Consider the following 6,170-nt stretch of genomic DNA (forward strand, 5'->3'; position numbering starts at 1 on the left):
CAACTACACTCGGAAACCAGCGATTTGGGGGAGCAGCGATGCTGCAGGTCATGGACTGGTCCGTAGTGGCCATGGGATGTCCGCTGATCCTGGTGGCTCTGGGCGGTCGATGGTGGGAGCGGGTCAAGGCGCGCAAGGGAGCCGGTCCTGTTCGGGGTACGCGCTTCTTCTGGGCGTGGCTCCCTCTGTTGCTGGGGCTGGGGATGATCGGCGGCAACCTGCCGCGACTGCTGCACGCGTCCCACTCCGTCGTCATGACGATGGACACGCTCAACCTCGTACTGGCGGTCACGACGGTGGTCCTGGTCCTCCGGGTCGCACGTCACTTCTACTGGCGACGAGGTCTTCGCACCCCCGAATAGCACCTTCCGGTGGGCACCGCCACCCGGGATTCGCTTGGGACGCGGACGGCCCGGGTTCGCATCGGATGCGAACCCGGGCCGTCCGTACGGGAGTTCAGAGGGTCCCGCGATGCCTCAGTGCCTCAGCGCTTCCAGCTCGCCTTCGCCAGCGCCGGAACGAAGCGCAGCGCGTCCACCGTGCCCACGCCCGTCGCCATGTCGTAGCCGTTGCCGGCCGTGTAACCGGTCACGCCCGCGTACGTGTTGTTCGTGCCGTCGTTCACGTCGACGATGCCGTTGCTCCTGGCGCCGTGCCGAGCGAGCGCGTACAGCGCCGAGTTGATGTCGCCCACCCGGTGTCCCGCCGCCTGGTCGGCGAGGGCGACGATGCCCGAGAAGAGCGGGCCGGCCTCGCTGGTGCCGCCGTAGACGTCCCAGCCGATCGCGGTCGGGTCGTAGCTGGAGTAGACCCAGGCGCCGCCGTTGACCGCCGCGGCCATCGACACGTCGGGCGTGGCGCGCTGGGTGCCGACGACGCTCTTCACGCCGTTCTGGAAGGACGGGCGGGAGAACACGTGGGACTGGCCGCCTCCGCTCGCGCCGTAGTCGTTGTAGACGCTGTCCGGGGTGACGCGGTTGCCCTTGTCGTCGAGGTGGAGCTGCGTGCCGCCGATCGACGTGACCAACGGGTCCGAAGAAGGCCAGGAGTTGACGGGCTTGTCGTAGAAGGCGGTGCCGGCCAGGTTGTAGTCGGTTGCGCCGCCGTCGCCGGAGGAGGCGAGGACGGTGACGTGCTTGCGGTGGGCGTCCTGGAAGGCGTAGCGCAGCTTCTTGATGCTGGAGAAGTCGCCCTGGTCGAAGCCGGGGAAGGTGTTCTCGGTGGCGCCGAAGCTCTGCGTGATGACGTCGCCGACACCGTGGTCGATCAGGTACTTCTCGGCGTTCATCATCTCCGGCAGACCGGTGACGCCCTCGGTCTCGGCGACCGCCGTCTCGACGAGCACGATCTTCGCGTCGGGCGCGACCGCGTGGGCCATCTCGACGTCCAGGGTGGTCTCGCCGGCCCAGCCGGTCATGTCGGCGTTCTTCGGGTCGAAGACCGGGACGTTGCCCCACTTGACCACGTTGACCTTGGTGCTGCGCAGGCCGAACTGCTTGCTGTAGACGTCGAGATCGTGCTGGATCGTCGGCGAGCCGAACGAGTCGACGATGACGATCGTGCGTCCCTTGCCCGTAATGCCCTTCCGGTAAAGGGAGTTGAGGTTGTACGCGGTGCGGTACTGCAGCGGGTTGTAGCAGGCGATCTGCCACTTGGCCTCGCACTCCTCGCTGGAGAGCGGGCTCGGCACGTCGCGGGCGAGGGTGTGTCCGGTGATCGCCGGGATGGCCTTCGTCTGCGGTACGGCGGCGGACGCGGCGCTGCTGACACCGGCCAGCGGGGCGGTCGCCAGGGCGGCGACGGCGAGGGTGGCGGTGGCGGCGGTGGAAGCCGCGATGCCGCGTCTGGTGCGCGCTATGTGCATGAATCGCCCCTGGATGATTGTGAGTTGCACGCGATGGTCTGCGTGCATCTCATCCAGTGAGACATGCACAGGACAAGTCAGTTGAACTGCCGATGCCGAAGCTTTTGCCCAAACAGCACCCAGTGCTCGAACGGTCCTGGTGGACGGACGGGTTTGATCAGGCCGCGGCCCCGGCCAGCCGCCGGAACGCCTCCGTGGTGCGGGGATGTGCGATCTCGTCCAGCAGGTGCCGCCACTCGGGATCACCCTTGGTGGGGTGCGCCAGGTCCCACGCGGCCAGCAGCGGAGCGAGCGCACTCTCGCCGGGGACCTCGGCCGGGTCGGTGAACTGCCTTGATTCCATGGGACGTTCCTTCCGGGCGGGCGATCGGTGGAGATCGGCCGGGGGCCAACCGGCTTCTACGATGCCTTCGTCGGCCCGCACCCACCATGGAGCGCCCCACCCGCTCGGGGGTGGGGCTGACCGCACCTGGGGGGACCCCCCCAACACCCCCGGGTACGGCGTCAGATCGAGTACGGCACCGGGTGCACCTCGTCCGCCCGGTGCCCCGCGCGCTCGTGAACGCGCTGGACCGCCTCGGGCGACGGTGCCTCCGACAGGCAGTACACGGTCCCGGACTCCGGGTCCGCCCAGGCCCGCTCGAAGTGGACGCCCTCGTCCCTCTCCACGGCGAGATCCGCCTTGTGGGCCGCCATCAACTGGTCGGCCGTGATGCCCTTCATTCCGTGATGTACGTCCATGTACTGAGCCATGGCCTCGCACCTCCTCGTGCTGTTCCCCCTCCCCATGCTGCGCTCCTTCGCCACGGACGTCCTGCTCACCGCGGCCGGAAACGGCCCCTGAGCACGCCGGAGGGGCCCCGGCGCCGTAGCACCAAGGCCCCTCCGGGAACAGACGGCGGTCAGCCGCACTGGCAGGGATTGCCCGACTGGCACCCGCATCCGCAGCCCGAGCCGCAGCCGCAGGCGCCGAAGAGCGGGAGGCTCTTGATCTCGGCGGGCTGCTGCGTCTCGCGCTCCTGCGTCGGGTCCGGCGTCGTGGCGGGGGATTCGGCCATGGGTCCTCCTGGAGGCTGGTGCCTGTGCCCATCGGATGCTGCCCATTGGATGCCCGCTGCGGCGGGCGCATCAACGGCGCATTGAGGCTTCCCCCGCGAGTCGCCCGACCTGGGCCCTACGCCCCCTCGGCCCCCGTCGCCGGCTGGATGTCGGGCTGCAGCTCGTCCGCGTGCTCACCCGTGACCAGGAACACCACGCGCTTCGCCACCGACACGGCGTGGTCGGCGAAGCGCTCGTAGTAGCGGCCGAGCAGGGTCACGTCGACCGCGGTCTCGATGCCGTGCTTCCACTTGTCGTCCAGCAGGTGCTGGAAGAGCGTGCGGTGCAGCAGGTCCATCGCGTCGTCGTCCTGCTCCAGCTGGAGGGCCAGGTCGACGTCCTTCGTGATGATGACCTCGGCCGCCTTGGCCATCAGGCGCTGGGCGAGCTGGCCCATCTCCAGGATGGTCGCGTGCAGGTCGTGCGGCACCGCCCGGTCCGGGAAGCGCAGCCGGGCGAGCTTCGCCACGTGCTGGGCGAGGTCGCCGGAGCGCTCCAGGTCGGCGGACATGCGCAGGGACGTGACGACGATCCGCAGGTCGGTCGCCACCGGCTGCTGCCGGGCCAGCAGGGCTATGGCCCGTGCTTCCAGGTCGTGCTGGAGGTCGTCGACCTTCTTGTCGGCCTCGATGACGCTCTCGGCCAGCTTCAGGTCGGAGTCCAGGATCGCCGTCGTGGCGCGCCCGATCGCCGACCCGGTCAGCCGGGCCATCTCCACCAGACCGTCACCGATCGAGTCAAGTTCCTCGTGGTACGCGTCCCGCATCAGGGTTCCCTCTCCTACGTTCGCTTCGGGGGCTCAGGGGCCCCGGGCCTGTCCGTTGTGACGAAAAACCGGCCCTTCCACCCCACGCTCCCACGTTCCCGCTCCTACGCGACGGTTTCCGCCACCCCAAATGAACCAATACTGGCTCCAAGGTGAACTCTGGGCGACGAGTGTTCGAGGTCGCACTCCGATGGCTGTGGCCAGGAGGTATCCCATGCCTAACCTGGGGGCATGGACGTGAACGCGGCGGTCGCCGCAGCGGCAGCGATCGCCGGGGTGCTCACCGGTGTCATCGCCATGCTGGCGTTCCGCTGGAGCGAACGCGACCAGAAACGGCCGACCAGGACCTCCCTGCACACGGACCCGGTGCTTCCGCCGGGCGTGGACACCGTCCTCTCGGTGCTCCGCTCCTCGGCCGTCGTCCTCGACGAAGCGGACGCCGTGGTCAAGGCCAGCTCGGCGGCGTACGCCCTCGGACTGGTCCGTGGCGGGAAACTCTCCGTCGACCCGATGCTCAAGATGGCCCGGGACACCCGGCGCGACGGCGAGATACGCCAGGTCGAACTGGATCTGCCCCGGCGGGGCACCGGACGCGGCGAGGCACTCGCCGTGTCCGCGCGTGTGGCCCCGCTCGGCTCCCGGCTCGTCCTGCTCCTCGTGGAGGACCTCACCGAGGCCCGCCGTATCGAGGCCGTACGACGTGACTTCGTGGCGAATGTCAGCCATGAGCTGAAGACCCCGGTCGGGGCCCTCTCTCTCCTCTCGGAGGCGGTCATGGACGCCTCCGACGACCCTGAGGCGGTGGAGCGCTTCGCCGGCCGGATGCAGATCGAGGCCACGCGCCTGACCAATCTCGTGCAGGAGCTCATCGACCTGTCACGGGTCCAGAACGACGACCCCCTCGAAGACGCCGAACCGGTGCGCGTCGACGAACTCGTCGCCGAGGCCATCGACCGCTGCCGGCACCAGGCCGGCACCAAGCAGATCACCATGGCCGCGAGTGTGGGGGCGCCCGAAGGGCTCGATCAGGGTGGTGGCGGGAGACGGGCGGGCGGCACCGCCGACCTGCACGTCTGGGGCAACCGCGGCCAGCTGGCCGCCGCCCTCGGCAACCTGGTCGAGAACGCCGTCAACTACTCGCCCGCCCGCACCCGTGTCGGCATAGCCGCCCGCCGGGTGACCGCGCCCGGCGGCGACCACATCGAGGTCGCCGTCACCGACCAGGGCATCGGGATATCCGAGAAGGACAAGGAGCGCGTGTTCGAGCGCTTCTACCGTGTCGACCCGGCCCGCTCGCGGGCCACCGGCGGTACGGGTCTCGGGCTGGCGATCGTCAAGCACGTGGCCGCCTCGCACGGCGGGGAGGTCACGGTGTGGAGCTCCGAGGGACAGGGCTCCACGTTCACCCTGCGGCTGCCGGAGGCGGGTGCGGCCCGCGACCGTGCCCACCAGCACCCCGACCTCGACGACGAGGCCGAGGGGTCCCCTGACACATCCCCGTACAAACCGCTTCCCGCCCCGGAGGTCCTTCCGTGACCCGAGTGCTCGTCGTCGAGGACGAGGAGTCCTTCTCCGACGCCCTGTCGTACATGCTCCGCAAGGAGGGCTTCGAGGTCGCCATCGCGACCACCGGGCCCGACGGACTCGACGAGTTCGAGCGCAACGGCGCCGATCTCGTCCTGCTCGATCTGATGCTGCCGGGCCTGCCCGGCACGGAGGTCTGCCGCCAGCTGCGCGGCCGCTCCAACGTCCCCGTGATCATGGTGACGGCCAAGGACAGTGAGATCGACAAGGTCGTAGGCCTGGAAATAGGAGCCGATGACTACGTCACCAAGCCCTTCTCGTCCCGCGAGCTCGTCGCCCGTATCCGGGCCGTCCTGCGCCGCCGCGGCGAGCCCGAGGAAGTCACCCCGGCCGCCCTCGAGGCAGGTCCGGTCCGCATGGACGTGGATCGCCACGTGGTCACGGTCTCCGGCTCCAAGGTCGACCTGCCCCTCAAGGAGTTCGACCTGCTGGAGATGCTCCTGCGCAACGCGGGCCGCGTACTGACCCGTATGCAGCTCATCGACAGAGTCTGGGGCGCCGACTACGTGGGCGACACCAAAACCCTGGACGTCCACGTCAAGCGCCTGCGCGCCAAGATCGAGCCGGACCCGGGCGCGCCCAGGTATCTGGTGACGGTGCGCGGCCTCGGCTACAAGTTCGAGCCGTAAACCGCGAGCACACTCTTGTCGGCGCTACGACGGCTGCTACGGCCGCCGCGCAGCCGGCCGAGGCCGGCGATCAGGAGCGCGGCGGTCGCGGCGGCGGCAGAACCGATTCTGCGCCCGTTGCCGCGTTTGTGGGGGGCGTGGGGGGGTGACGTACGCAACGTACAGCCTCCAGAGAGAGGTGGGCAGAGGCCTGCGGGTGGGGGATCCACCGGTGAGGTTCCCGGTGGGG

The 6,170-nt window shown here is 69.4% G+C and carries 8 protein-coding genes; 3 read left to right on the forward strand and 5 right to left on the reverse strand.

Annotation, left to right across the window (positions count from 1 at the left end):
• Positions 1-38 precede the first annotated feature (38 nt).
• The gene (locus tag AB0I51_RS35365) at positions 39-362 is read left to right on the forward strand and encodes a hypothetical protein (protein WP_362982363.1); all 324 of its coding nucleotides are present in this window, start codon (positions 39-41) and stop codon (positions 360-362) included.
• Positions 363-484: 122 nt separating this feature from the next.
• Here the strand turns inward: AB0I51_RS35365 and AB0I51_RS35370 are convergent, their stop codons facing one another.
• The 5 genes from AB0I51_RS35370 to phoU all read right to left on the reverse strand — a co-directional run bounded on the left by AB0I51_RS35370 (position 485) and on the right by phoU (position 3,728).
• A complete protein-coding gene (locus tag AB0I51_RS35370) occupies positions 485-1,864 on the reverse strand; it encodes a S53 family peptidase (RefSeq protein WP_362982365.1) in 1,380 nt (459 codons plus the stop codon).
• 157 nt (positions 1,865-2,021) lie between these two features.
• Positions 2,022-2,207 (reverse strand): hypothetical protein, encoded by a 186-nt coding sequence (locus AB0I51_RS35375; protein WP_362982367.1) that lies wholly within the window; start codon positions 2,205-2,207, stop codon positions 2,022-2,024.
• A gap of 161 nt (positions 2,208-2,368) precedes the next feature.
• Entirely contained in the window at positions 2,369-2,617 is a 249-nt protein-coding gene (locus AB0I51_RS35380; RefSeq protein ID WP_362982369.1) for an SCO4226 family nickel-binding protein, read from the reverse strand.
• 149 nt (positions 2,618-2,766) lie between these two features.
• On the reverse strand, positions 2,767-2,922 hold the full coding sequence (locus AB0I51_RS35385; RefSeq protein ID WP_019062518.1) for a hypothetical protein: 156 nt from the start codon (positions 2,920-2,922) through the stop codon (positions 2,767-2,769).
• Between the two features lie 116 nt (positions 2,923-3,038).
• Complete coding sequence (phoU, locus tag AB0I51_RS35390; RefSeq protein ID WP_200712019.1) at positions 3,039-3,728, reverse strand: phosphate signaling complex protein PhoU; 690 nt, start codon at positions 3,726-3,728, stop codon at positions 3,039-3,041.
• Between the two features lie 231 nt (positions 3,729-3,959).
• Between phoU and AB0I51_RS35395 the strand changes: the two genes are divergently transcribed.
• Both AB0I51_RS35395 and AB0I51_RS35400 read left to right on the forward strand, forming a co-directional pair.
• Positions 3,960-5,264, forward strand: coding sequence for an ATP-binding protein (locus AB0I51_RS35395; RefSeq protein WP_362982371.1), 1,305 nt, complete (start codon positions 3,960-3,962; stop codon positions 5,262-5,264).
• Positions 5,261-5,941: a response regulator transcription factor gene (locus AB0I51_RS35400; RefSeq protein ID WP_009340348.1), complete on the forward strand. Its 681-nt coding sequence runs from the start codon at positions 5,261-5,263 to the stop codon at positions 5,939-5,941. The genes AB0I51_RS35395 and AB0I51_RS35400 overlap by 4 nt, the downstream gene beginning before the upstream one ends.
• Positions 5,942-6,170: the final 229 nt, after the last annotated feature.

The organism is Streptomyces sp. NPDC050549, assembly GCF_040655035.1.
GTDB lineage: Bacteria > Actinomycetota > Actinomycetes > Streptomycetales > Streptomycetaceae > Streptomyces.